Annotated in this window: 21 protein-coding genes and 3 pseudogenes; 5 read left to right on the forward strand and 19 right to left on the reverse strand. The window is 67.9% G+C overall.

Annotated features, from left to right (window positions below; translation table 11 throughout):
- Nucleotides 1-8: 8 nt before the first annotated feature.
- Both BC102111_RS14090 and BC102111_RS14095 read right to left on the reverse strand, forming a co-directional pair.
- Complete coding sequence (locus tag BC102111_RS14090; RefSeq protein ID WP_101624655.1) at nucleotides 9-1,409, reverse strand: GntP family permease; 1,401 nt, start codon at nucleotides 1,407-1,409, stop codon at nucleotides 9-11.
- Complete coding sequence (locus BC102111_RS14095; protein ID WP_040341214.1) at nucleotides 1,406-1,960, reverse strand: gluconokinase; 555 nt, start codon at nucleotides 1,958-1,960, stop codon at nucleotides 1,406-1,408. Before BC102111_RS14095 ends, BC102111_RS14090 begins: the two co-directional genes overlap by 4 nt.
- A 135-nt stretch (nucleotides 1,961-2,095) precedes the next feature.
- On the opposite strand from BC102111_RS14095, the gene gnd reads away from it, so the two are divergent.
- Nucleotides 2,096-3,622: an NADP-dependent phosphogluconate dehydrogenase gene (gene gnd / locus BC102111_RS14100; protein ID WP_100227382.1), complete on the forward strand. Its 1,527-nt coding sequence runs from the start codon at nucleotides 2,096-2,098 to the stop codon at nucleotides 3,620-3,622.
- 52 nt (nucleotides 3,623-3,674) lie between these two features.
- On the forward strand, nucleotides 3,675-4,817 hold the full coding sequence (locus tag BC102111_RS14105) for an aminotransferase class V-fold PLP-dependent enzyme (protein WP_009376064.1): 1,143 nt from the start codon (nucleotides 3,675-3,677) through the stop codon (nucleotides 4,815-4,817).
- 144 nt (nucleotides 4,818-4,961) lie between these two features.
- Here BC102111_RS14105 and BC102111_RS14110 read toward each other — a convergent pair whose 3' ends face one another.
- The 4 genes and pseudogenes from BC102111_RS14110 to BC102111_RS14120 form a co-directional block, all read right to left on the reverse strand.
- Nucleotides 4,962-6,011, reverse strand: a complete 1,050-nt coding sequence (locus tag BC102111_RS14110; protein WP_009376063.1) for a homocysteine S-methyltransferase family protein — start codon at nucleotides 6,009-6,011, stop codon at nucleotides 4,962-4,964.
- Between the two features lie 186 nt (nucleotides 6,012-6,197).
- Nucleotides 6,198-6,494 carry a hypothetical protein gene (locus BC102111_RS17595; protein WP_063249314.1) on the reverse strand — a complete coding sequence of 99 codons (297 nt, stop codon included), beginning with the start codon at nucleotides 6,492-6,494 and terminating at the stop codon, nucleotides 6,198-6,200.
- The gene (locus tag BC102111_RS14115; RefSeq protein WP_101624656.1) at nucleotides 6,491-6,853 is read right to left on the reverse strand and encodes a TraR/DksA family transcriptional regulator; all 363 of its coding nucleotides are present in this window, start codon (nucleotides 6,851-6,853) and stop codon (nucleotides 6,491-6,493) included. Before BC102111_RS14115 ends, BC102111_RS17595 begins: the two co-directional genes overlap by 4 nt.
- Before the next feature lie 49 nt (nucleotides 6,854-6,902).
- A pseudogene (locus tag BC102111_RS14120) lies at nucleotides 6,903-7,433 on the reverse strand (ABC transporter ATP-binding protein); the annotation flags it as partial.
- 34 nt (nucleotides 7,434-7,467) lie between these two features.
- Between BC102111_RS14120 and BC102111_RS14125 the strand changes: the two are divergent.
- Nucleotides 7,468-8,964, forward strand: a complete 1,497-nt coding sequence (locus BC102111_RS14125) for a recombinase family protein (RefSeq protein ID WP_197907867.1) — start codon at nucleotides 7,468-7,470, stop codon at nucleotides 8,962-8,964.
- A 114-nt stretch (nucleotides 8,965-9,078) separates the two neighbouring features.
- Here the strand turns inward: BC102111_RS14125 and BC102111_RS14130 are convergent, their stop codons facing one another.
- The 4 genes from BC102111_RS14130 to BC102111_RS14145 form a co-directional block, all read right to left on the reverse strand.
- Entirely contained in the window at nucleotides 9,079-9,651 is a 573-nt protein-coding gene (locus BC102111_RS14130) for a hypothetical protein (RefSeq protein WP_101624657.1), read from the reverse strand.
- A 10-nt stretch (nucleotides 9,652-9,661) separates the two neighbouring features.
- Complete coding sequence (locus BC102111_RS14135; RefSeq protein ID WP_101624658.1) at nucleotides 9,662-10,123, reverse strand: single-stranded DNA-binding protein; 462 nt, start codon at nucleotides 10,121-10,123, stop codon at nucleotides 9,662-9,664.
- An 87-nt stretch (nucleotides 10,124-10,210) separates the two neighbouring features.
- Nucleotides 10,211-11,995 (reverse strand): type IV secretory system conjugative DNA transfer family protein, encoded by a 1,785-nt coding sequence (locus tag BC102111_RS14140; RefSeq protein ID WP_101624659.1) that lies wholly within the window; start codon nucleotides 11,993-11,995, stop codon nucleotides 10,211-10,213.
- Entirely contained in the window at nucleotides 11,992-12,498 is a 507-nt protein-coding gene (locus BC102111_RS14145) for a hypothetical protein (protein ID WP_101624736.1), read from the reverse strand. Before BC102111_RS14145 ends, BC102111_RS14140 begins: the two co-directional genes overlap by 4 nt.
- A 284-nt stretch (nucleotides 12,499-12,782) precedes the next feature.
- On the opposite strand from BC102111_RS14145, the gene BC102111_RS14150 reads away from it, so the two are divergent.
- A complete protein-coding gene (locus BC102111_RS14150) occupies nucleotides 12,783-13,712 on the forward strand; it encodes an endonuclease/exonuclease/phosphatase family protein (RefSeq protein ID WP_197907866.1) in 930 nt (309 codons plus the stop codon).
- A 9-nt stretch (nucleotides 13,713-13,721) separates the two neighbouring features.
- On the opposite strand, the pseudogene BC102111_RS14155 reads toward BC102111_RS14150, so the two are convergent.
- The 6 genes and pseudogenes from BC102111_RS14155 to BC102111_RS14180 all read right to left on the reverse strand — a co-directional run bounded on the left by BC102111_RS14155 (nucleotide 13,722) and on the right by BC102111_RS14180 (nucleotide 20,196).
- Nucleotides 13,722-15,217, reverse strand: a pseudogene (locus BC102111_RS14155) (putative type IV secretion/conjugal transfer ATPase).
- On the reverse strand, nucleotides 15,214-16,440 hold the full coding sequence (locus BC102111_RS18225; protein ID WP_373270483.1) for a hypothetical protein: 1,227 nt from the start codon (nucleotides 16,438-16,440) through the stop codon (nucleotides 15,214-15,216). Before BC102111_RS18225 ends, BC102111_RS14155 begins: the two are co-directional and overlap by 4 nt.
- Nucleotides 16,441-16,521: 81 nt before the next feature.
- Nucleotides 16,522-17,994, reverse strand: coding sequence for an SCO6880 family protein (locus BC102111_RS14165; protein WP_101624661.1), 1,473 nt, complete (start codon nucleotides 17,992-17,994; stop codon nucleotides 16,522-16,524).
- 6 nt (nucleotides 17,995-18,000) lie between these two features.
- Nucleotides 18,001-19,446: a conjugal transfer protein TrbL gene (locus tag BC102111_RS14170; RefSeq protein ID WP_101624662.1), complete on the reverse strand. Its 1,446-nt coding sequence runs from the start codon at nucleotides 19,444-19,446 to the stop codon at nucleotides 18,001-18,003.
- 49 nt (nucleotides 19,447-19,495) lie between these two features.
- A complete protein-coding gene (locus BC102111_RS14175) occupies nucleotides 19,496-19,825 on the reverse strand; it encodes a DUF6112 family protein (RefSeq protein ID WP_101624663.1) in 330 nt (109 codons plus the stop codon).
- A gap of 104 nt (nucleotides 19,826-19,929) precedes the next feature.
- A complete protein-coding gene (locus tag BC102111_RS14180) occupies nucleotides 19,930-20,196 on the reverse strand; it encodes a DUF6112 family protein (protein ID WP_101624664.1) in 267 nt (88 codons plus the stop codon).
- 318 nt (nucleotides 20,197-20,514) lie between these two features.
- Between BC102111_RS14180 and BC102111_RS17600 the strand changes: the two genes are divergently transcribed.
- Nucleotides 20,515-20,709: a hypothetical protein gene (locus tag BC102111_RS17600; protein ID WP_146001433.1), complete on the forward strand. Its 195-nt coding sequence runs from the start codon at nucleotides 20,515-20,517 to the stop codon at nucleotides 20,707-20,709.
- A 69-nt stretch (nucleotides 20,710-20,778) separates the two neighbouring features.
- Here the strand turns inward: BC102111_RS17600 and BC102111_RS17885 are convergent.
- The 3 genes and pseudogenes from BC102111_RS17885 to arsB all read right to left on the reverse strand — a co-directional run bounded on the left by BC102111_RS17885 (nucleotide 20,779) and on the right by arsB (nucleotide 22,732).
- A pseudogene (locus BC102111_RS17885) lies at nucleotides 20,779-21,209 on the reverse strand (arsenate reductase ArsC).
- A 30-nt stretch (nucleotides 21,210-21,239) separates the two neighbouring features.
- On the reverse strand, nucleotides 21,240-21,671 hold the full coding sequence (locus BC102111_RS17890; RefSeq protein WP_197907865.1) for an arsenate-mycothiol transferase ArsC: 432 nt from the start codon (nucleotides 21,669-21,671) through the stop codon (nucleotides 21,240-21,242).
- The gene (arsB, locus tag BC102111_RS14190; RefSeq protein ID WP_101624665.1) at nucleotides 21,668-22,732 is read right to left on the reverse strand and encodes an ACR3 family arsenite efflux transporter; all 1,065 of its coding nucleotides are present in this window, start codon (nucleotides 22,730-22,732) and stop codon (nucleotides 21,668-21,670) included. Before arsB ends, BC102111_RS17890 begins: the two co-directional genes overlap by 4 nt.
- Nucleotides 22,733-22,768: the final 36 nt, after the last annotated feature.

The raw sequence follows: 22,768 nt of genomic DNA on the forward strand, positions 1-22,768 counted from the left end.
CCCGCCGCTCAGAACGCGCTGACGATTCCGAAGAGCGCGAGGCTGAAGGCGAAGCCGACGAGGCCGAGGATCGTCTGCCCGACCGTCCACGTCTTCAGGGTCGTCTTCGTATCCATCCCGAAGAAGCGGGAGACGAGCCAGAAGCCCGAGTCGTTGACGTGGCTGGCGACGACGGAGCCTGCGGCGAGCGAGAGGACGATCGCGACGACCTGGAGCTCCGAGAAGTCCGGGCTGCCGACGACGATCGGCTGGAGGAGTGCGGCCGCGGTCGTCAGCGCCACGGTCGCCGACCCCTGGGCGACGCGGACGATCGCGGCGATGACGAAGCCGGCGACGATGACCGGCAGGCCGAGGGCGGCAAGCGTGTCGGCGATCGAGTCGCCGATCCCGCTCGCGCGCAGCACCCCGCCGAACATGCCGCCGGCACCGGTGATGAGGACGATCGAGCACACGGGTCCGAGCGCGGAGTCGACGACGGTGTCGACGAGCGAACGGCTCTTGTGCTGGCGCCACCCGAGCAGCCACATCGCCGTGAGCACGGTGATGAGCAGGGCGATCGGCGTCTCACCGAGCATCCGCAGCACCGTGACCGGCGTCGATTCCGGATCGACCCAGCCGGCTTCGGCGGCGAAGCCGAGCCCAGTGTTGAAGGAGATGAGGACGAGCGGAAGGGCGAGGAGGACGATGACGGTGCCCAGCCTCGGCGTGGAGCGGAAGTCGGAGAACTCATCTGAGCGTCCGGAGAGGATCGTCGGGACGGGCACGTCGATGCGCCTGCCGATGACGAGGCCGAAGAGGTAGCCGCACAGATACCAGGAGGGCACGGCGATGAGGAGCCCGCAGAGGAGGACGAGGCCGACGTTGGCCCCGAGCAGGCCGGAGGCGGCGACCGGTCCGGGATGGGGTGGGACGAAGATGTGCATCGCCGAGAACGCGATCGCCGCAGGGAAGGCATAGAGGAGCAGGGAGCCGCCGAGGCGGCGGGCGACGGTGAAGATGATCGGGAGCATGACGACGAGGCCGGCGTCGAAGAAGATCGGGAACCCGAAGAGCAGGGACGTCACCCCGAGCGCGAGCGGTGCCCGCTTCTCACCGAAGACCCTGATGAGACGGTCGGTGAGCACTTCGGCTCCGCCGGAGAGCTCGAGGAGGCGACCGAGCATGGCGCCGAGGCCCACGAGGAGGGCGACGCTGGCCAGGGTCGAGCCGAAGCCGTCGTAGAGGACGTCGACGAAGTCGGCCGGGCGGATGCCCGCCGCAAGCGCGGTGAGGACGCTGACGACGACGAGGGCGATGAAGGCGTGGAGGCGCAGACGGATGATGAGGACGAGGAGGAGCCCGATCGCTGCGGCGGCGATGCCGAGGAGGGCGGGTGCGGGAAGGGTCCAGGCCAGGTCGATCTCGGTCATGCGTCCTCGTCGTCGAGGGTCGGACTCGGGCGTGTCAGCGCCGCGAAATGGTGGGGGAGGCGGTCGACGATGGTCCGGCACACCTCGGTGAGCGGCTGCTCGATCGAAACGATCATGTGCGCCTCATCCGGCTCGAGGGGTTCGAGAGTGGCGAGCTGGGACTGAAGCAGCGTCGGCGACATGAATTCGTGGGACCGCTTGGCCAGGTGCTCGGTGATGACCGAGGCCGGACCGTCGAGGTGGATGAAGAACGTCGACGGAGCCGTGGCTCGCAGGAGGTCCCGGTACGAGCGCTTGAGCGCCGAACAGGCGACGAGCGGGGGCGGGGTGCGGGCGAGTTCGACGGCGATCGACCGCAGCCAGGGGATCCGGTCGGCATCGTTCAGCGGGATGCCCGCGTGCATCTTCGCCTTGTTCGCCGGAGAATGGAGATCATCGCCGTCGATGAAGGCCACCTTGAGCAGGGCGGCCACCTGGCGGCCCGCCGCCGTCTTGCCGGTCCCGGACACTCCCATGATGACCAACGGTGGGAGGGAATGGGGCAGGTCCATGAGAACCTCTCGAAAACATATGATGATATTGATATGCTCTGCAGAATAAAACAGAGTTATTGAACCGTATGGGACACTCGAGCGAGTGTCAACAGCTCGGGACGATGACGCCCTGTCCGGATGGAGGGACTGCTGATGAACGCCGATGTCGCTGTGATCGGGACCGGAGTGATGGGCTCGAACCTCGCCCGCAACCTCGCCCGGCAGCCTGAGACCCGCGTGGCGATCTACGACCTCGACGTCGACCGCGCCCGCGCGGTGGCCGCAGCCCACCCCGAGGCCGGATTCCTCGTCGCCGAGACCCCGGCCGCGCTCGCACAGATGCTCTCAACCCCGCGGGTGGCGATCCTCATGGTCAATGCCGGACCCGCCACGGACGCGGCGATCGCCGACATCGCAGCGGTGTTCGAACCCGGAGACATCATCGTCGACGGCGGCAACTCCCTCTTCACCGACACCATCGTCCGAGGTGAGCAGCTCGAAGGCACCGGAATCGAGTTCGTCGGGGTCGGCATCTCCGGCGGCGAGGTGGGCGCGCTGCTCGGGCCGTCGATGATGGTCGGCGGCTCCGAGGCGGCGTGGCAGCGCCTCCGTCCCCTGCTCACTCCGATCGCCGCCCGTGCCGAGGTCGCCGGCCTCGAGGCGCCCGTGCCGTGCGTCGCCCACATCGGCACCGACGGTGCCGGGCACTTTGCGAAGATGGTCCACAACGGCATCGAGTACGCGGACATGCAGCTCATCGCCGAGGCGTGCCGGATCCTGCGCGACGACCTCGGGCTCAGCCCCGCCGCGATCTCCGCGGTGCTCACGGAATGGAACGCCGGCGAACTCGAGTCCTACCTCATCGAGGTCACCGCCGAGGTCCTCGCCCACACCGATGCGGCCACCGGACTGCCCTTCGTCGACATCGTCGCCGACGCCGCCGGGGCGAAGGGGACGGGGGCATGGACGGCGAAGGTCGGCCTCGACCTCGGGGTGCCCGTGCCGACGATCGCCGAGGCGGTCTTCGCCCGGTCCCTGTCCCAGGCCGGTGCCCTGCGCGCCCTCGGCGCAGACATCCCCGGTCCCGTCGGGAACACCGAGCCCCTGTCCACGGGGGACCGGAACGCTGCCGGCGGGCCGACGGGGGAGCGGGCCGCTGCCGACGGGGACGACCCCGTCGCTCCCGACCGCCTCGGCGAGCGGATCGAAACGGTTCGGCAGGCGCTCTTCGCGGGCAAGATCCTCGCCTACGTCCAGGGCTTCGACGAGATCGCGGCCGGGGCACAGGCGTACGGGTGGGACGTCGACCTCGGCGAGCTCGCCTCGATCTGGAGGGCCGGGTGCATCATCCGGGCCCGCGTCCTCGACCGGATCGTCGCCGCCTACGATCGGCAGGAGGGGCTCGGCTCGCTTCTGGCCGACGATGAGCTGCGCGCCGAAGTCGGTCAGGCTCAGGGGGCGCTGCGCTCGGCCGTCGGGGCAGCGATCGGGCAGGGGATCCCGGTGCCCGCGCTCTCTTCGGCGCTTGCCTACCTCGACGGGATCCGCGCTCCGCGGGCGACGGCGGCGATCATCCAGGCGCAGCGGGACTTCTTCGGCTCCCACACCTACGGCCGCGTCGACCGACCGGGGATCTTCCACACGCTGTGGTCGGGCGACCGGAGCGAAGTCGAACTCTGAGCGCCGCAACGGTTCGGTGGCCCCGGGCCTGCGAACATGGCACTGTGGGACTATGACTGAGACCACGCTGCCCCACGACGACATCGACCCCGACGGCCTCCTCGAGTACTCGGTGGTCTTCACCGACCGCTCCCTCAACCACATGTCCGCACGGTTCGTCTCCGTCATGCAGGAGATCAACCGGATTCTGCGCACCGCCTACGACGCCGATGCAGCGGCCATCGTCCCCGGCGGCGGCACCTATGCGATGGAGTCCGTGGCCCGGCAGATCGCGACGGGGAAGAAGTGCCTCATCCTCCGCAACGGGCTCTTCTCGTACCGCTGGTCGCAGATCCTCGACGCCGGATCGATCGCAGACGAGACCGTCGTCCTCCCCGCCGTCCCCGACTCCGACGACGCGCAGGCGGCATGGTCGCCCGCCCCCATCGCCGAGGTGGTCTCAGCGATCGAACGCGAACGCCCCGCCGTCGTCTTCGCCCCCCACGTCGAGACGGCCTCGGGCATGCTCCTGCCCGATGAGTACATCCGGGCGGTCGCCGAGGCGGTCCATGCGGTGGGCGGCGTCTTCGTCCTCGACTGCATCGCCTCGGGCGCGGTGTGGGTGTCGATGCGCGACCTCGGCGTCGACGTCCTCATCAGCGCCCCGCAGAAGGGGTGGAGCGGCTCACCGTGCGCCGGCTACGTCATGCTCAGCAAGGGCGGTCGCGCCGCGGTCGACGCGGGCACCTCGACGAGCTTCGCCCTCGATCTCAAGAAGTGGCTGTTCATCGCCGACGAGTACGAGGCCGGTCGGGCGCCCTACCATGCGACGATGCCCACCGATGCGCTCGCCCACAACGCCGCGCTCATGCGCGAGACCGAGGAGCGCGGCTTCGACACACTCGAGGCCGCGCAGTTCGAACTCGGCGAGCGGGTCCGCGCGGTCCTCGCCGCCCGGGAGCTTCCCTCGGTCGCCGCTGCCGGGTACCAGGCGCCGAGCGTCGTCGTCGTCCATACGAGGAACCCACAGCTGGCCAACGGGGCGGCGTTCAAGGAGGTCGGTGTCCAGGTCGCGGCGGGAGTGCCGCTGCACACCGGTGAGCCGGAGGGCTTCACGACGTTCCGGATCGGGCTCTTCGGCCTCGACAAGCTCGGTGACATCGACGGCACCGTCGCCCGCCTCGAGAAGGCCCTCGACGAGGTCGACATCGTCTGACCCCCGTCGTGCCGCGGCCCTTGCGCGCGGTGGACGCGACACCGAAACGAGTCGGCATCGCAACTGATCAGTGTCCGCCCGATCGCTCTGTTCGCGAACCGACCGATCGGGCGGAAACCGACTCAAACCCGTGCGGGCCGGCGCTTATGCGCGGTCGCCGAGGGCGACGACGTTCTCGGCGAGGCGCTCGTTGTCTCCGTACATGAAGTGGTTGCTCATGTTCTCCGAGAACCGGCTCGCCTCCGTGGTGAGGCCGACCGCCTCGGCGACCTCGCGGATGTGCATCGGGGTGGCACCGCAGCACACGCCGAGGTAGTTGACCCCGAGGTCGTACGCCTCCTTCGCGAACGCGCCGATCTCGTACCTGTTGGTCTGGAGCGGGTCGAGCGCGGTGGGGAACGTGCGACCGTGCGGGGAGGGCACGGCGGCGTTCGGATCCGAGAGATTGAAGAAGGTCGGCTCCTCCTCGGTGGTCCGGTAGGGGATCGGCAGGGCGCCGACGTGACAGGACACGGCCTGCCGGATCTGCTTCAGCCACGGCAGCATCGTCGCAGGACCCCGGAAGCAGTTGAGTCCGACGACGTCGACGCCTGACTGCTCGAGGCGCTCGGCAGTCTCGACGATGCCGACGCCGTCGGCCATCTCCTGGAACGCCATCGGGGCGAGCGTGAGGACGACGGGCAGGCCCGAGGCCTTCGCGATCTCCGCGGCGGCCAGTGCCTCACCGGCGAAGTAGAAGGTCTCGCCGATGATGAGGTCGGCGCCCTCGTCGACGGCCCAGTCGACCATCTCGGAGAACATTCCGCGGACCTCGTTCTGCTTCTCCTCGCTGGCCGGGTCCCAGATGTTCGAGTTCGAGATGTTGCCGGCCACGAGGTTGCCGGGCTTCTGGTCCGCGACGCTGCGGGCGATCTGCAGGGCTGCGCGGTTGAGCGGCTCGAGGAGGTCCTCCTTGCCGATGACGCGCATCTTCTCGCGGTGGCCGTTGTAGGTGAAGGCTTCGACGATGTCGGAGCCGGCCCGCTGGAAGTCGACGTGGAGGCTGCGCAGGGCCTCGGGGTATTCGAGCGCGACCTCGGGCACGAATTCTCCCGCGGAGAGGTATCCGCGCTTCTCGAGTTCGAAGAGGAATCCTTCTGCGCAGATCACCGGCCCGGCGTCGAGGCGCTGGGTGAGTGCGTTGGACTGTGACATGTGTTCTCCCGATAGTGCCGAAGTGGGCCGGCGGGCCCCGCGACAGTGGATCCCGATGACCGAGCATCGTCGCGTTGAGGACCCCGCCAGCTCATCACAGTGCCCGTCGCTGTCTGCTGCGGGCCGTCACAGAAGGTCACGACGCTGTCACATGTCGTCACGTTCGTCTCTGCTCGCCGAGGCGTCTCAGCGCTTCGCCGCCCACTCGACGAGGAGTGCGGCGCCGAGGAAGCCGACGACCCAGACGAACCCGAACACGAGGGCGAGCAGCGGAATGACGACGATGCCGTAGGGGATCGGCAGCCACGGGCCGACGCCGGCGACAACCGCGGCCCCGAGGAGCCCGAGGGCCCCAAGGGTCCGGAGCACGAAGCCGGCGACAGGTGCCGAGGCCGGGCGGCGGAGAGTGGAGACGAGGAGCATGACGCCGATGGCCGCGAGCACGAGGGCGGGAAGGAAGAGGGTGACGATCGCGGCGCTCATGTGGGGCTCCGAGTGCTCCGCCCCGCGCAGGTCACGCACAGCGCGGCATAGGGTCTGGCGTCGAGGCGCGCCTCGGCGATCTCTCCACCGCACTCGGTGCAGATCCCGAATGTGCCCGCGTCGAGGCGGTTGAGGGCTGCGGCGATCTCGTCGAGCCGCTCAGCGGCCTGATCGCGCATCGCAGCGGCCTGGGATCGTTCGAAGGCGATCGTCGTTCCTTCGGGATCGTGCTCGTCGTCGCTGTTGTCACCCTCCCGGGCGGCCGAGATCCCGTCGATCGAGGCGCTCAAGGCGACGATGAGCGCACGGGTCTCCACGTCCTCCTCGCGGAGCCGCTCGCGCCATCGGTCACCGGTCATGCACGTGACCCTAGTCCCGCCAGGGCGATGGCACCACCCCCGTGGGCGGCTACGCCTCGAGGGCCTCGGTCATCTCGAGCCAGCGCTCCTCGAGGGCTGCGGTCTCGTCTTCGAGCTCGCGCACCTGGGCGGTGAGCGACGCGAGCCCTTCGAAGTCGGACTGGTCGTGGGCGGCCATCTCCGCGTGAAGGGCGTCGACCCGGGTGCTCAGCTTCTCCATCTTCCGCTCGATCGCCGAGACCTCCTTCGTCGCGGCCCGCCGTTCGGCCCCGCTGAGCGTGGGTGCCGTGGAGTCGGATCCCCCCGCCGAGGTGGTCCCCGACTGATCGCTGCCGCCGGCTGTCCCGCCGGCCGACCCACCCGTGCCGGCTCCGGCCGCGCGCAGCCGCAGGTACTCGTCGACCCCGCCGGGCACGTGCCGCAGCCGGTGGTCGAGGATCGCGTACTGCTGATCGGTGACGCGTTCGAGCAGGTACCGGTCGTGGGAGACGACGATGAGGGTGCCCGGCCACGAGTCGAGGAGGTCCTCCATCGCGGCGAGCATGTCGGAGTCGACGTCGTTCGTCGGCTCATCGAGCACTCCGATAGCAGATACAGGAAGAGCACCTACTGCTATGGAGACCACAGCACTCATCTACACCCGAGCCTCAATGGACCGCCACTACCTGATGCGCGCCACCAACGACCAGGAGACCGACTGCCGCGTCTGGTGTGACCAGCAAGGTTGGCAGGTCGGCAAGGTCATCACCGATGCGAACCGCTCCGCCTCTCAGTGGCGGACCCGTGAGCGGGAGGGCTTCGAGGAAGCACTACAACTCATCGCGTCAAAGGACTACGACGCCTTCGTCACGTGGGAGCCGTCCCGGGCCGGCCGTGAACTTCTCGCCTACGTCCAGCTCCGTGCCGCCTGCCAGGAGGCCGGTGTCCTGTACCTGACACGTGGTCGCGTGTATGACTTCGAGCGCAGCGATGACGCGTTCATGATGGGGCTGGAGTTCCTGACCGCGGAGAAGGATGCCGCTGTCATCCGTGAACGACAGCTCCGGACGGTCCGGCTCAACGCCAAGAAGGGTCGACCGCATGGTCGCTTGCCCTATGGGTACCGGCGGGTCTATGACGAGCGTACGGGCGCCTTGCTCCGTCAGGAGATCGACCCGGAGAAGGCAGCGATCATAATCAACGCGGTGGACGAAATTCTGAGCGGCGTTCCGATGAACGCCATCGTCACACGTTTGAACAAGCAGGGGGTTCCGACCCCGATGAAGCCGACCAGTGATCACTCCCGCGGGTGGATGAACTCCTCGTTGCGGCAACTGCTGAAGAGCCCGACGATCGCCGGACTGCGCAAGTACCGGGGTGAGGTGATCGGCGAGGCTGATTGGCCGGCCATCATCCCGCGAGAGCGATGGGAGGAGGTCAACCGTGTGCTTTCGGATCGCGCGGTCCGCACGCGATATGTCGAGGAGGACAACCACAGCCACCCCAAGTGGCTGCTGTCATTCATCGCGAAGTGCGGCTACTGCTCACGCCCGTTGGTCCGACTCAACGGCGTGATCCCGCGCAAGGACGGAAGCTCTCGGAACAACTACGTCTGCCCGATCGCCGGCTGCCGGAAGGTCAGCATCGATGTCGGTCGAACCGATGCGTTCGTCGTCGGCGCACTTCTGGGGTGGCTGTCCGAGCCCGAGAGCATGGCGATCATCGCCGCATCTGATGAGAGCTGGAATGAGCGTGTCGGTGAGGCTGAGGAACGCCTTGCAGCATTGCGGCAGCGCCTGGACGAGGCCGCTGAACAGTATGCCGAGGGCGCGATCAGCTTGACGATGCTGTCGAGCATCGAGCGACGTCTCACCCCGCAGATCGAACAGGCGGCGAAGGCCGCGGTTCCGCCGGTCTCCGACGCAGGCCTGCTTGAACTGGTCCGTACTCAGGACCTTGACGCGGCATGGGAGCGCTTGGACCTGCTGGAGAAACGACGCATGGTCAAGATGCTGTTCGATATCCGTATCGTGAAGGCCCGCCAGCTCGGGGGCGTCTTCGATCCCCAGCGAATCAAGATCACTCCTCGATTTGCTGTTCGTGACTCTTACCAGTGGAGCCGATCAGGATAGTGCGGACCGCGGCGGCCTGCTGCTTGGTGAGAGGCATGAAGGACGCACCGAGTTCCCGGCCAGCCTGTCGGAGTCGGTCAAGTTCGGTGCGTTCCTTCATGCTCGGTGCGGTACTCATCGCACTTCCCCGGTGTGTTCATCGAGGGTTCGGTAGAACTCTTCCTCTTGCGCTTCGCGTTCAGCGACCTGCGCGTAGACGAACTCGACAAACTCAGCGTCGCGGTCCTCGATCAGAACGTCTTCGACCGGCGGCGCGGATGGTTCACCGGGCCAGGTCGTCTGCCGGGTGGGTCGGTCGCGATCGATGCGGGTGCCGGAGGCGGCGACCCAATCGCGTAGGCGCTGCCGTGCGTCGGCGAAGTCACGGTGCCAGCCGATCGCCGCAGAGGCGTTCTGCTCGGGGTCGTAGGCACCCAGCCAGTGCAAGTGTAGAGCAGACAGTTCCCAGAGGAGTTCAGGGTGGTGGTGCCAGAACGGCGGAACCACCGAGGCCGGTAGTCCGTAGGTGTGCCGCAGCCAGTCCACCCAGCGGTTCAGCGCCAACCATTCCTGCTCCAGGTCATGCGCGGAGAGCAGATTCCAGTTGACCGGATGCGGCGGCTCCGCAGTGGGCTCTTCGCCCACGAAGTCGTCGTCCAGATCGTCATCGAGGTCGGCCGGGTCGGGCTCGGGGACGTAGTCGCTCATCACCGGCGCTTCACATTCCCAGGCTCGGTGCCTGGCTAGCCCGCGTTGGCTGCGCGTTGGTCTCGAAGGTGGGCGCCTCACGTACGGGCGCCTCACGGCTTGGAGCCTGCCGACGAGGTGTGCGGTCGACGTCGTAGCGGGTGCGGGCCAGGTCGTGGCCGAAACGCCTGACGATGAACTCCTCAGCTTCGACGCTCTGGCCGTCCTTGTCGTAGGTGTACTCGTGGACCCGGCCGGTCGCGATGAACTTGTCGCCCTTGCTGAACCGGGCGACGCCTTCTTCAGCGGCCTTGCGGAACGCGGTCATGTCGTGGAACGTCGGGTCGAGTTGTGTGAATGATCCATCTGCCTCCTGACGCGAGTGCTCGATACCGATTCGTGCGTAGAACCGTGGGACCCCGTCATCGGAGTACGTCAGCCGCGGCTCGGTCGCAATGAACCCCGAGATGGCCTGCTGGGTGTCGATTGCCATGAGAATGCTCCTTGTCTGTGCTTTAGGCCGCCGGCCAGGCGGCCCGTGTGACAGACAGGTGCGCTTCCTGGTTCACGTCTCGCTGGCTCAGGGGCCGGGGCGGCGCAGCAGTGTCTCGATCGCGGCCCGGTCAGTCCTGAGCTGATCGACGTCGGAACGGGACGGCCAGGCGCGAAGGTCGGTGATGATCGGTGGCGCAGAGCGCAGCAGGGTGACACCGGTGCCGAACGGCAGTGTGCGGATGCGATCGGGCGGCAGGATCGGCACCCGGCGCACCGAACGCTGGTTGGAGCGGGTGCCGTGATCGCCCAGAGTCACCGAGTCGGTGTACTCGTCCCGCTCGCCGATGAGGGTGGAGAGGTCTTGGAGGTCGCGGCTGTTGGAGGCGCCGCCGAGGATGATCTTCACGATGCTCGCGTCCCAGATGGCTCCGGCGGCATTGTCGGACCACTTCTCCCGCGCCTGGGCGAGGGACTGCAAGACCGGGAGTGTGCTGATGCCGGTCCCGCCACCCTCGGCCATCAGCGTCGGCAGAGACGGTAAGGGTGCGAGGTTCCCGATTTCGTCCAGTGCCAGCAGCAGTGGCGGGTCCAGACGAGCGCCCGGTGAGCGTGCAGCGATCCGGCGTGCGCTCTCGATCAGGTCTTCCACAAACGCCGCCACCAGTGCAGCGGAGGCTCCCGCGCCGGCTCCTGTGGCCAGCAGATACAGGGTGCCGCGGTCTTGGATGAAGGTCTCCGGGTCGAAGTCCTCACCAGCCCTGGGTGAGACGGCATCGAGCACCCGCGGGTCAGCCAGGGCGCCGAGGGCCAGCGCGACGCCCTGCCAGATCGAGTCCCTTGTCTTGGGGTCCGAATCGATCATCGCCCCGAGGGAGTCGGCCCATCCGGTCGCGGCCTGGGTGGTGTTGGTGAGGATCGCGACGGCCTCGGCTGCGGCAGTCGGGTCGAGGGTCCAGCGGAACAGCTCGGCCGGTGGCCGGTGGTCCAGTGCTGCGGCGTGCAGCAGGGATTGGAGAGCGGTGCGGGTTTTGCCTTCCCAGAACCCACCGGACTCCACCCCACCGCCGCTGAGCCCGGTGGCCGACGCGAGACCGGTGGCGCGGATCATCGCGGTGAGCGGGTCGTCGCATCCGCGGATGGGTGACCAGCGCATGCCGGCGGGGATGCCTTCGGCGAGGTGCTGGGGGTCGAACACCGCCACCGGCCACCCATCACGCTCGCGGGCGCGCAACGTGGCAGTGAGATTGTCCGGGCGCGTGGAGGTGGTCACCACGGCACCGGGGGCATCCAGGATGGCATTGATGACCACGTGCAGGCCCTTGCCGGAGCGGGGCGGCCCGATGAGCAGGATCGAGTCCTCCACGCTCGCCCACACCTGCTTGCCTCGTGAACGACCGAGCAGATAGCCGACATCGGACGCGTCCGGCTTACTCAGTGAGGGGCGCAGTGTCGAAGCGCGTTTCAAGAGCGCCTTGGCAGAGGCGGTCTGGGCGACTTCGTGGGCGGTGGCGGTGCCGGCGAGGCGGCGCGGATCAGTCTCGGCCTTCCGGGAACGGCGCCGGAGCCGCACCCACACCCACGCGCCGGCTGTGGTGAGGGCGGCGAGCATAAGCGCAGTGACGATCCAGTACGCGACCGGATTCAGCCCTTCGGCCTCGAGCGCGGTAGCGGGGTCTCCGGGGTTGAACAGCACACCGAAGCCAGAGACCGGGCCGGTATCGGGTTGGGGTGTGCCGGTGAGGAACGCCGCCACGCTGCCCGCGGCGCGCAGGATCAGCGCGACCCCAAACATCCCCACCAGTCCGATGAGCGCGGCATTGGTCAACTCATCCCCGAACGAGCCCGACTGTCGCTGCTGGGGCGTGGTCATGACAGCCGCCTGACGACGGCGGTGCCCGAGACACGTCCCAGCAACACGACCTCGCCGGTGCCATCGAGCACGAGGTCCGCGAGTGGGCCGGTGTCGAGGAGAGCGCGGGCATGCCCGGTGACGGTGGCATCGGTGTAAGCGACAACGACCGCGGCGGCGACGTCCTCACCGGGCACGAACCCCTCGCCGGTGACCTCCACCAGCTCCGGTCGCTTCTTACGCCTGCTCTTGGCCTGCTTGCTGCTTGGCGCCTCTGGCTCGGTCTCATGGGACTCGGGTCGGGTGCGGCGGCGAGCGTGGATGAGGTCGGTGAACACGCTCCCGTCGGTTTCGCGGACCTCGATGCGCACCGCGATCGTCCGGTCCTTGGTGATGGCGTCCAGCAGCGGGCCGAAGGTACTGCGTGTCCATGCGCCGCTCTCCGGGGGTGGGAAGGCGACGCCGTCAACAGTGGCATCGAGGACACCGGCCCCGGTCACGGTGATGACCACATGCGGCAGCACCACCGGCACCGGCGGCCCCTCCGGTGGGGCGTCCGGTGGGGCGTTGCGGCGGCTGCGGCGAGACGGAAGATCGGCAGAGGAACCCATACCGGCCAGGTGCACCCCGGCGGCCACGTAAGCCTCGATGCGGGGGTGGGTGAGTTCACCGGAAGGTCATCTCCACCTCGTAGTCTCAGCCCAGACGTCAGCCGATGTAGCCGACCGGTTCCGGTGGAGTCAGAACGCGCGGATGGCACTGTCGAAACGCCGAAAGGAGGTGTGGGATGCGGGTAGGGACGTGGAATGTGGAGAACCTGTTCACCCCAGGTGCCGGCTACGGGCCAAGCGAGCAGAGCGTGTTCACCGAGAAGATCGCTGGGCTTGCCGCAACGATCACCGATGCCGGGCTGGATGTGGTGGCGGTGCAGGAGATCGGCGATGAGGACGCTTTCGCCGCGTTGATCGACGCGCTCGGCACAGGATGGTCCGGTGAGCTGTCCACGAAGTTCGCGACCCCGCACACCATCCGCAACGGCATCCTGTCCCGCCTACCCGTCGAGACCGTCAGTGAGCACGATCAGATTCCGGACGAGTTGCAGGGTGTGCCGGTTGATGACAACCAGACAGCGTTGACGGCGATGGGACGCGGCGCCCTGCACATCCGAGTGCCCACACCGGAGGGTGTGGGGGTGGATGTGGTGAGCGTGCACTTGAAGTCCAAGCTGATCACCTACCCCGGTGGCCGCTTCACTCCACGGGATGAGGCCGAGCGCGCCCGCTACGCCGCCTACGGGCTCTACCGGCGGGCGGCGGAGGCCGTGGCCGTACGGGGCTTCGCCGATGAGCTGATCGACGGCGAGGGTGACAGGCGGCATGTGGTCGTAACTGGTGACTTCAACGACGAGGTCCAGGCGGCGACCACCCAGATCATTCACGGACCGCCCGGCAGCGAGATCGGCACGCCGGGTGAGAACCGCCCCGACCAAGGCGATGCGTGGCGCTTGTTCAACCTGGCCCCGCTGATCCCGGAGGAGTTGCGGTTCTCCCGTGTCTACCGGGGCCGGGGCGAGCTGATCGACCACCTGTTCGTCACCAACGCCACCCGCCAGATCGTGACTGAGGCGACGACGTTGACCGGTGGCGAGCCGCTGGCCTCCATCGATGACCTGCCGAACACGCGCCGGGATTCCCCGTACTCGGACCACGCCCTGGTGGTCGCCACCCTCGACCTGTGAGCCCACTGCTCAGTGCGCGTTCTGAGCGAGACCGGCGGCTCTGGCGCTGGTGTCGAACAGGGAGTATTCGGCCGGGTGGAGCTGATGCTGGGTCACGAAAGAGCGATCCTTGATCCGCCAGAGCCCCTGCCCGACTCCGAGGGTGGGGAGGAGTTTTTGCTCGGTTCCGGTCAGTCCGAGGGCCTTCGCGGTGGGCCCGAGCTGATCGGATTCTTGCCGGTAGACGATCCGAGTCTCGGCGTTGGCGAGGAGGCTGTTGGCGAGGGAGCGCATGGCCGATCCGGCGTCGCCCACGTTGTCGAGGTCGGAGAGCTTGTGGAAGATCAGCATGTTCGCGATCCCGTAATGGCGTGCGAGACGCCAGTGCGCATCCATGCGTTTCAACAGGGCCGGGTGGGACATCAGGCGCCAGGCTTCGTCGTAGATCACCCATCGCTGACCGCCGGCCGGGTCCAACAGAGCGGACTCCATCCACGCGCTACTGCAGGTCATCAGCACGCTGATCAGCGTGGAGTTCTCGGTGACGCGGGACAGGTCGAGGCTGATCATCGGCAACGACGGATCGAACGCCACCGTCGAGGGACCGTCGAAGAGCCCTTGAAGGTCACCGGCGACCAGGCGGCGGAGTGCGTGTCCAACGAGCCGACCGTCCTCAGCCAACCTGCTTTCGTCGTCATCGCTCGGGGTGAGGATGTGGTCGACGACCATCGGCAGGATCGGCACCGTGTTCTCCCGCACCGTCTGCGTCAACGCCAGATCGATCGCGGTGTGCTCCAGAGGCGTCAATCCCCGCGCCAGGACGGTTTCAGCGAGGGCGCCGATGAGGTCGCGGCGGCGTGAGGCGACCGTGGTGTCCCACTGCTCATCTGAGAGTCCGCCGGGTCGGTGGCCTTCATCGAGAGGGTTCAGGCGGGTGTTGAGGCCGTGGCCCAGGACGATCGCGCGTCCGCCGACTGCTTCGGCGACGGCAGTGTGCTCACCCTTGGGGTCGCCGGGGACGTAGACGCGGCGGCCGAACGGCAGGCTGCGGGTGTAGAGGGACTTGGCGAGGGAGGACTTGCCGGAGCCGACGATCCCAGCCAGAACCACATTCGGTGCGGTGATGATGCCGCGTGCGTAGAGCACCCAGGGGTCGTAGACGAAGCTGCCGCCGGAATAGAGGTCTTGGCCCACGAACACGCCGTCACTGCCGAGTCCGCCTTCGGCGACGAACGGATACGCCCCCGCCAACGTCGCGGACGTGTCCTGGTGGCGGGCAAGACGGAACCTGCCCGGCGTGCGCAAGGCGGCCGGGCCGGGTTCACCCGCGGCGGGCAGGTAGGTGGTGGCGGGCGTTCGGCGCGCTCGGCTTCTGCTTTGGCTTTGGCGGATTGCTTCTCGGCAGCGCGTTGTTCGGCCTGGAGCTTCGCGGCGGCCTGGCGGCGCTGTTTGCGGAGCCGGCGGCGTTCCTTGGCCGGGGCGACCAGGACCGAGGTGTGCAACCGTTCTCGGTTGTCGGCACTCACAGCGATAGCCCTCGTCCTGCGGAGCTGGACGAGCGGGTCGGGCCGGCGAACCAGTCCACCTCCCGCTGAGGGGCCTGAGGTGCTCGCGCCGTGGGCCCGCGCCGGCCTCTCGCGATGCTGTGTTCGTGGGAGCCGACACCGCTGATCGCCTCCCGCGCCGACATGACCTTGGCATCGTCCAGTGCTGGGTCGGGCGGCACGTCGTAGGCGCGCAGCAGGGCGACATGCCCGTGGGCGTGGTCATAGGTCAGCGTGTAGTCGGCTGCGGTCACGACACGGTCGAGTGCCCCGGTAGGTGGTTCGTCGTAGACGTAGCCGTTCTCCAACGCGGCCTCGGTGGTCTCCTGCCCGTAGTCCCACTGGGCCAGGTGCTCGATCGCCGCGTCCGTGCCGTCGCGGTCGATCACATCGAGCACCTGGTCGGCTTCGGCGCCTTGGAGGAACACCACACTGAGCCAGCGCAGCCCCGCCACTGGCTCGGAGGGGCTGTGCTCGCTCAGCTCGGCCAGCGCGTCAGTGTTGGTGTGGGCGGTCTCGGCTACCCAGGCGGGGAACATCCCAGCGTGATCCGGGGCACTGCCGGGGTGGTCGAGCGCGTACTGGTGAGCCTCACCCGCGGCACCCAGGAAGGTGGCGAGGTCCCGCAAGGCGCGGTCTGGTTCGACGGGGGTGCCGGCGCCGGTGAACAGGTCCCGGCCTTCCAGCTCCTGCCCGGTGGTGACGTCGGTGATCCGATAGCCGTAGCGGTGATGCTCACCCACCGGCGCATCGGGCCACACTGCCAATCTCAGCGTCCCGGCCTGTGCGGTGGTGGCAGGGTCGCCGTCGAGGCGTGCCGCTATCGGCTCACGCACCGCCGTCTGTTCTGGTGTGGGTTGGGGGTGCCAGGCGATGCGCCCGGAGTGGGTGAACGCCGCGTCGAGCCGGTCATGGGCTTGATCGAGCAGGGTCCCGGCCTGGTGTAGCCCATCGGCCGCGGCCAGGGCCTCAGCCGCACCGGCGACCGGATTGCCGTCGTCATCGAACGCTCGCTCACGGTGAGCCAGGTGGGCGTTGGCGAGCTGGTCCAGCACCTGGCGCAGTGACCGTAGGCCTGCGGTGAGGTCGCCGAACACGGTGTAGGTGTCGGCCGGGTCATCGAACACGCGGGAGGCGTGGGCGAGACCGCGCAGTGCCTCGGAGGCCTCGGCGGCATCGGCCAGAGGGTCTTGGAAGGTCGGCATCGGGTGCCTCCTGCTCGAAAGGGACGAGCCCGGAAGCCCCGGACTCGTCCCTCAGGTGCGCAGCGGCACCCCGCGGGTCGTTCAGACCCTCCGGCACAGCGGCAGTGCGGCGGCGGTGAACGCGGCCGCCTGCTGGCCGACCAACAGGCGGGTCTCGCAGGAGGCTTGGATGGCGGCCTGCTCGATCGCCGCGACCCCTGCTTCCAGCTCCTCGACGGTGGGGGCGGAGACGGAGATGAGGCCGGTGTAGCGCAGTACCCCGTGGCCGGCGGTCAGGTCGGCTTCCTGCTGGAGCACGTCCTGGTATTCGGCGGTCTGGGCGGCGTCTTCGATCTGCCCGATCTTCGCCCGCTGCGCCTGATTGCTGATGTGCTCGACCTTCTTCTTGCGGATATCCCTGGCGGCCTGGTCCGAGCGCATCGGGGTGCACATCAGCGAGAACGACCGTTGGATGCCGGTGGACAGCAGCACGGGTGACAGGAATCCGGGATAGACCATCGAGCGGGGCCACTCGGAGACCCACAGCACGGCGTGGTGGGCGGAGTCGGTGCGCAGCCGGGTCCAGGACTCGGTGACCGCCACGGGGCCGGCGGTGGCGAGGGACTGGCCGAGTTCGCCGTGGCGCTCCAGGGTGGCGGCGATCGCCGGGTCATACGCCGAGCGCAGGATGACAGCGATCTCGCCCGGGCTCAGCCAGCCAGAGGGTGTCAGGTCGGCTGAGCGGAGCGCCGCGACGAGGGTGGACATCTCTTGGCGGAGAACGGTGGCCGCACCACGGATACCGCCGCCGGCGGTTCTGATCTGCCGTGCCGCGTTCTTCATATCCAACGACAGCGAGAGGGTGGTGGCGTGGCGTTCGCCGGTGGGTCCGGCGCGGTCGATCAGCTCCGCATACGTGGTCGCTGCCCAGGTGTCGTCGGCGGTGCCGTGGCTGGCCCACCATTCGGCCAGCCCGGTCCCGGAGTCGGGCAGGGTGCGCTCTAAGACTTGGAGGGTGGCGATGCGGCCGGAGCGGCAGACGGTGGCCAGGACGCGGCCCCAGGAAGTGACGCGGCGTTCCTGCTCACCAGGGTCCAACAGGACGAACGCTGGATGGCTCACGTCGCAGACCACGGTGAGGGTCTGCTGGTGGGGGTCGTGGATCATTCCAGCGGTCGTTTCGGGGTCGGTGTACTCGCGCAGCCGCGCCATGTCGCCGGGTAGGGCGAGGGTGCCGACCGGGCGGGGTGTGACGACCCTGCGGCGGTACAGGAGCTGTCCGCCGGTCGAACGCCAGAGCCACCAGAACGCGACCGGCAGCCACTCCACCGCCGGACGCCCGGCGACCGGTATCCAGGTCAAGCACGCAGCGAGAACCCAGACGGGTGCGGTGTACGCGAGCAGGATGCCACCCCCGGCATACAGCGCCCCCACAACGGACAGAACCCCGGTGGCGAGGGTGATGAGCTGGGACAAAGACAACCCGAGGAGGATGCCGCGGCGGGTCAGGCGGGAGAACTTCACCGGCACCAACTCCGCCGACCCCGTCGTGAGCTCGTTCTGCTTGGTAGGCACGAGGGCTTACTCCTTCCCGGTGGGCTTCGGTGCCGGCGGCGGAGGCTGCGTCGGAGGACGCACCTCCGACGCAGATGGGCCAGGCGAGGGTGTCTTGGGTGCCGGCGTTGATGGCGGGGGCGCTTGCGCGGACGGTGGTGTGCTGCCGGCCTGACCCGCGGAATCGGCGGCGGCTTCGCCCTGATTGCCAAGGGCCTTGCCGGCCTTGGGGCCGGCGGCAGCTGAATCTTTGGCGACCTTCGCCGCCACCACTGCGGCCGCGGCAGGACCAGCAGCAGCCGCACCCGCACCAGCTCCTGCGCCGGCTCCGCCACTGGCACCAGCGCCCGCGCCGGCTCCACTACTCGCGGCGGCTTTACCGCCACCCGCTCCGGCCGAGCCAGCGGCGCCGCTGGAGGCTTGGGGTTTCGGGTTCTTCGGCTCCGGTGGTTTCTTCCCACCGCCACCGTCTCCTCCACCGCCGCCGGACTTGCCGCCGCCTTCATCGAGAACCTTTTTCGGGTCGTTGCCGCCTTGCGGCTTGGTCGGGGTCGGCATCGGCCGGTTCAGGGCGCTCTTGGCGTCCTGTTCGGAGCCGATCGCGTGGTACATGTCGAAGCCCACGAAGTTCAGGAACTTGTAGGTCATGTAGGGGGCGAAGGCGGCCATCGCCATCAACACGATCCCGGCGATCGGGTCCGCGACCGAGGCCAGGTCGCCATCGATCGGTGCGGAGACCTGGGTGATGGCGACCAGGAACATCACGACTAGGACGAGCTTGGAGACGATCAGGGCGATGACGAACATCGCCCACTTGCTGATCCACCCCTTCGTGGCATCCCACGACGCACCCGAGAACGCCAGGGGTGCGAGCACGATCGCCACCAGCAACAGCGCTTTGCGGACCAACAGGCTGAGCCAGACGATCGCGGCGGCGCTGATAGCGAGCCCGGCGAGGAAGATGGTGATGATCGCTCCGACCCCGGGTGCGGCGATGTTGATCGCGGCTAGTCCAGCGACGAGGAGGGTGATCTTGTCGCCCATGGACTCGGTGGTCTCGCCTGCGGCGTGGATGATCCCGACGCTGAGCTGGTCGACGATCTCCAACAACAGCGCGGTCAGGGTGATGACCACGAACGACCCGAGGACCGATTTCGCCAGCCCCAGGGCGGCTCGGGACAGGGCGGTGGGGTCGCGGCGGATCAGCCCGGTGATGAGTTGGAGGCAGAAGAAGATCAGCATGATGAAGATCGCGATGCCGAACAGGATGTTGTAGACCGCGATGTACTCATCGCGGGTGACGTCGACCAGGGTGGTGGTGTCGAACACCGACCACACCGCTTCGAACAACCACCCGGCGGCGGCGCCCATCGCACTGGCGAGCCAGTCGAAGGGGGCCGAGACGAGGGTGGCGGCGGCTTCGCCGGCCACATCGCAGACCGAGGAGATGATGGGAACATCGCAGACGCCCACCGGGAATCACTTCCTCACGAAGAGTCGAGAAGGTTGTTGGTGGGTGGCGTCAGACCTGTTGGCCGACGTTCCAGAAGAAGTTGATCAACGTCACCGACGCTCCGCAGATGATCGCCGCGCCACAGGACACGAGGACGCCGATCTTGCCCCTACCCGCGAGGTGGGGGTTGCTGCTGTTGGCGCCGAAGCCCCACACGATCGCCGAAATGATCAAGGCGAGGACGGACAGGATCAGGCCGATGGTCATGATCGCCCCGACAATGGTGCGCAACTGGGAGATGCCGGGCAGACCGGAGTCGTTGGGGTTGATGTCGACCTGCATCGGCAGCCCCGGGCCGAGGGCGGTGGCGGTTTCCAGGGCGAGAGTCAGAGTGCTCATCGTGGGGTGCTCCTTCGAAAGTTCGGCGAGAGGGGTTCTCGCCGATCAGGTGCACCACCCGCCCCCAGGCGCCGCGAACATGAAGGGTTCGTGAGCCGCGGGGCTCAGAGTTGTTGGCCGAGGTCGATCAGCCAGTTCAGCCACGCCACCCCGCCGCCGGCGAGCACCGCGGCGCCCAAGGCGGTCCAGGCGCCGATGCGGGCTTTGGTCGCTGCGCCGTGGTGGCCGTTGGCGGAGGCGATCGCCCAGGCGATGGCGCAGACGATGAGCATCAGCACCGCGACGATCAGCACGAACGTCAGCAGTGCGCCGATGACCTCGCGCAGTTCACCGATGCCTCCCAGGCCCTCGAAGTCGGGGAACACACCCATGATGGATCAGGCCCCGACCGGCAGGGTCGGATGATCGAAGTCCCGGAATAGCTTGATTGCTTCCTTCATGTCATCCAGGTGCGCCCACCCTCTCTGATGGCGTGAACGCGATCTGAGGTCGCGGGTCCTGCTTGATGCCGTCGCGGATGGCGACCAACAGCGGCGGCAAGGCTCGCCAGTGGCTCGGAATCGGGACGGTCGGGGCCGGCAGCCCGGAGGGCCTGCTGGCCAGTGAAGAGCGGGCCGACACGTCATTGATCGCCGGCAGCGGTGGTGTGTTCCGCGCAGTCGCCCAGGTTCGCTCGGAGGATCGTTACCGTGGCTCAGTCAGTGCGCAGCGCCAGGCTTGGCGACAAGAAAATCCGCGGCAGTGGTTGCGTGACGTTTTCGCCGGCGATCCCACTACCGCTGGCCAACCGCCGGGCCTGGGCCAAGGAACTGCTTGAGAAGTACCCGACCACCGAAAAGGTGGCAGCCATAGGCCTGTTCCGAAGGCGAGTGCATTCTCGCTGAGCGCACTGTCGGCCATCGGTAATCGCAGAGGTAGAACGGGGTGGCCGATGCGGCGGGGTGGCCTCTACGTCACTGCACGTCGTCCTTCTGCGGCAGGAGGTCGGCGATCAACCAGGTGATCCGGTGTTTGATGTCATCGCGGATGCGGCGGACCTCATCGATGTCTTCTCCTGCGGGTCGTCGAGCTGCCAGTCCTCGTAGCGTTTGCCGGGGAAGATCGGGCAGGCGTCCCCGCAGCCCATGGTGATGACGACGTCGGAGGCGTGGACCGCCTCCCTAGTCAGCACTTTGGGGGTGGCTGCGGTGATGTCGATGCCGTCTTCGGTCATCGCCTCGACGACGACAGGGTTGAGCTGTTCGGCGGGCTCGGAACCGGCTGAGCGGACTTCAATGCGATCATCGGATAGCGCGCGCAGGTAACCGGCGGCCATTTGGGAGCGGCCGGCGTTGTGGACGCAGACGAGCAGGACGCTGGGCTTGGTCTCGGGTGCTGTGCTCATGCGGAGCCTTCCAATCAGGCGGGTTGGGGGTCAGGCGCTCATGAGTTCGGTCAGGAGGGTGCGGACGCGGCGGTCGATGTCGTCGCGGACCATGCGCATCCGCTCGATGCCCTCGATACCGCGCGTGGAGGGCTCATCGGTGTGCCAGGTCTCGATGGTCCCGGTCATGTCGTCGAGGGGCTTGATGTGTGCCTCGTCGCCGAGCACGACGACCCGGTCCATCCGGGCCAGCAGGTCGGGATTGATGGGCCTCGGGGACTCGCCGGCCATATCAGCCCCAGCTTCGGCGATCACCTCGGTCGAGAGGCTGTTCAGCGACCCGCCGGGCTTGGTGCCGGCCGAATGGACCTCGATCGCATCCCCGGCATGGTGGCGCATCAGTGCTGCGGCCATCTGGGACTTGCCGCCGTTCTTGACGCAGACGAACAGGACACTGGGCTTCGGGGCAGGTGCGGTGGTCATCGTCGGGCTTCCTGAGTTCTGCGGGCAGGGACAGTCGGGTCGTTCGGGAAGAGCCGCTGGCCGACCCAGAGCGAGACGTAGACGAGGCCGACGAGGACGGGGACCTCGATGAGCGGGCCGACGACCCCGGCCAGGGCTTGACCGGAGGTGACGCCGAAGGTGCCGATCGCCACGGCGATGGCGAGTTCGAAGTTGTTGCCCGAGGCGGTGAACGCCACAGTGGTCGATTTTGCGTAGCTGAGGCCGGCGGCTCTTGAGGCGAGCAGGCCGATGGCGAACATGAGTGCGAAGTAGATGAGCAGCGGAACGGCGATCCGGACGACGTCGAAGGGCTGGGAGGTGATGGCCCCACCCTGGAGTGCGAACAGCAGCACGATGGTGAACAGCAGCCCGTACAGCGCCCAGGGTCCGAGCTTGGGCAGGAACTTCTCCTCGTACCACTGCCGTCCCTTGGCTTTCTCGCCCAGGACGCGGGTGAGGAATCCGGCGAGAAGGGGGATGCCGAGGAACACGAGCACGGAAACCACGATCGCCCAGACGGAGAAGTCCGCCGAGGTGGTCGGCAGGCCCAGCCACGACGGCAGGAGCTGGAGGTAGAACCAGCCCAGGGCGCCGAAGGCGAAGACCTGGAACACCGAGTTGACCGCTACCAGCACGGCGGCGGCCTCGCGGTCGCCGCAGGCTAGGTCGTTCCAGATGAGGACCATGGCGATGCAGCGGGCCAGGCCCACAATGATCAGCCCGGTGCGGTACTCGGGCAGGTCGGTCAGGAAGACCCAGGCCAGCACGAACATGACTGCCGGACCGACGACCCAGTTGAGCACCAGGGACAGGCCCAGCAACCGCTTGTCGCCGGTCACGCGACGGGTCTCGTCGTAGCGGACCTTCGCCAGCACCGGGTACATCATCACCAGCAGCCCGATGGCGATCGGCAGGGACACCTCACCGATCGTCATCGATTCCAGCGCCGTGTTCAGTCCCGGTAGGAAGCGGCCCAGCAGCAGCCCGACGCCCATCGCCAGCAGAATCCAGGCCGGTAGCCACCGGTCCAGGAAGGACATCTCCTTCAGCACCGGCGCGGCATTCGGCGCAGGCGT

Source organism: Brevibacterium casei CIP 102111, assembly GCF_900169275.1.
In the GTDB taxonomy this organism is placed as follows: Bacteria; Actinomycetota; Actinomycetes; order Actinomycetales; family Brevibacteriaceae; genus Brevibacterium; species Brevibacterium casei.